General features: G+C 36.6%; 1 protein-coding gene. It reads left to right on the forward strand.

The window, feature by feature from the left end; all coding sequences use genetic code 11:
- On the forward strand, positions 1–3,123 hold a 3,123-nt coding region (locus Q4517_RS15355), incomplete at both ends, for a hypothetical protein (RefSeq protein ID WP_303511275.1).

Here is a 3,123-nt window from a genome sequence, read left to right on the forward strand (position 1 = left end):
TGCTAGTTACACCTATTCATTAGATGGAGCCGCAGCACAAACAGGAGCAAATGCTAATATTTTTAATAATGTAGCAGCAGGAGCTCATACAGTAACTGTAGATTATGGAAGTAACTGTACAGAAAATGTATTGGTAACAGTAGCAGCAGATCAAGAATTTACAGCAGCAGTAATAAATACGACAAACCCTACATGTTTAGGAGACAATAATGGAAGTATAGAAGTAGAAGTAAGTTTTCCATCATCAACACCAACCGAGTTTGAATATAAAGTAGGAGCAACTTGGGTAAGTACTTCAGGAAATAATCCATTTGTTATACCAAACTTTACATCAGGAACACATACAATTGAAGTTCGTCCAGTAGGAGGAATTGCAGCATGTGAGCAAACAGTAAGTGCTACCTTAACAGATCCAAGTGCAGTAACAGTAGTAGCACCAGTAACAAAAGAGGTTACTTGTGTACCAGCAACAGGAGCTACTATTACACCAAATGGAAGCGGAGGAAATGGCGCACCATTTAGTTATGAATTATTTGATAATGGAGGAACATCAGTAGGAACGACTACGACAGAGTTTATAGATATAGCAGCAGGAACGTATACAGTAGTAGCTACAGATCGTTTAGGCTGTGATTCAGCACCAGTAACTGTAGTAATAAACCCATCGCAAGCAGTAACTTTTACTGCAGAAGCTCAGTGCTATGATGGTACAAATGGAGAAATAGTAGTAACTGTTTTAACAGGAAATGGTGATTATTCATACAGTTTAGACGGAGGTACTAATTTTACTCCGGTAAGCTCTAATCCGTTTACGATATCAGGATTATCTCCAGCAAGTCATACTATTAGAGTACAAGATGGTAAAGGCTGTTTTACAGATGTTACAGAAATAATTAATCCAGAACTGTTAGCAACTGCAACACCAACAAATGCTAGTTGTACGCCAACAGGAGAAATCTTAGTGAATCCTTCTGGAGGTTCAGGAGTAGGCTATGAATTTTCTGTGGTAACAAATGGCTCAGGAGCAGGAACTTTTAACGCAACAAATCCGATTACTGGATTAGCTCCTGGTACGTACGATGTATATGTGAGAGATGATGCAAACTGTACCTATATAGTACAAGATGTAATTATAGATACAACTACACCTGTTGATATTACCGCTACTGTGAATGAACCAACTTGTAATGGTGATACTGGTAGTATTGATATTGCTATAGCAGCTAATACAGGAGAATCGCCACATACAATAACCATTTCTAATAGTGGAGGAGTTATAAATACAATTAATAATTTTGTAGGTTCAAATATTAGTTTTGATAATTTAGCTGGAAATGATACCTATACAATTACGATTACAGATGCTTTAGGTTGTGCAGATACAGAAGTTATACCATTAACAGATCCACCAGCAATTGTATTGGATTTAGCTGATGTTTTACCACCAAACTGTGCGGTAGATGCATCTCAGACAGGTTTTGATTTTATAAATATCAATCCTAATGATTATTTACCTAACACATTACAGTATAGTTTAGATAACGGAGCTACTTGGACAGATTTTACGGTTACTAATGGTCAAATTAGAGGACTAAATTCTGGAGATATAGTGCAACCAGCTTTACAAATTATTGATGGTTCTGGAACAACTTTATGTTTAGAAGCTTATGGACCTTATGAAATACCTTATAATGTAACTGGTCTTATCGTAAACCCTATTGTAACACCAGGTAATTGTTCAGTAGGATTAACAGTAACTGTTGAGGCATTAGATGGTACAGGACCTTTTGAATTTGCGATTAATTCACCATCTGGTTGGCAACCAGCTGATCTTGCTGATAATGGTACATTAGGAGACCCTACTAGAACTAAAACATACACAGGCTTAATACCAGGTGTAGATTATGATTTTTATGTTAGAGATGCTACAGGGTGTATAAAAAAGAATAACGAAAATATTTATGATGATTTTACCCCTACTGTACCAATAACGAGTACTGTAAATAATCAAGCATGTTTTGGAACCAATTCAGGTCAAATAACATTTTCAATTAATAATACAAGCGGAGATTTATCTAATGATTTTACTTGGACATTATACGAGAGAGACTTAGTAACGAATTTAGGAAGTCCAGTTTCAGCTGCGTACACAAATGTTTCGCAAACAGGATTTGCTGATATAGTTGTTAATAACTTGGCACCAGGAACGTATTACATAGTATTAACTAACGATGCGGGAACTTGTGAATTTGGAGCCCAAGATGTTGAAATAATTGAAGGAACACAAATTTCTGGTCAAGTTACCAAGGTAAGAGATATTACCTGTACTGTGGATGGTTTAGTAAGAATAGAAAACGTAACAGGAGGATTCCCTGGTTACACTTATACTTTTACTGTAACAAACGGAACAGGAGTTATTTCGGGTAATGCAATTACTATATCAGCAGGAACAGTTACAGGGACTCCAATAACTGTTGAAGCTTTTGTAGAAGATACTAATGGGTGTGGTCCTATAAGTTTAGGTACCGTAGCTTTAAACTTAAGCCCTTCACCTAATATCGTATCAGCAACTCCAGCAAGTTGCGATGTAAATAAAACAATAACTATTAATGTTAATAATGGTACAGCTCCATATAGTTATTCTGTAGATGGAGGAACTACATTTACTTCTCCAACGACTAATACGACTTATATAGCAGAAGGATTAACACCGGGTAGTTATGATGTTGTTGTAAGAGATGCAAATGGTTGTACTGACACTCTGAATGGAGTAATAGTTCATCCAGATATAGACTTTGATTTGAGACCTACAGGAAACGCTACTTGTGTCCCTGGAAATGATGGACAAATAGAAATAAATATCACTTCTGGTACAGGAGGGAATTATGATTATTCATTTGATACTGGTACAGCAGGAACTATCACTTCACCGGCAACAACTGTAAATGTAGGATCATTATCACCAGGAGTACATAATGTAACAGTTACTGATGTAACTTCAGGGTGTTCTGAGATGAAACAGATTACTGTTGAGAATCCTGTTATCCCTAGTTTCACGGCAGTAGCCGAGGCTAGTTTATGTTCAGGAGATGATTCTGGTAGAATCACTTTAACAGCTGTAGA

This window comes from Tenacibaculum sp. 1_MG-2023, assembly GCF_030547425.1.
Taxonomy (GTDB): Bacteria; Bacteroidota; Bacteroidia; order Flavobacteriales; family Flavobacteriaceae; genus Polaribacter.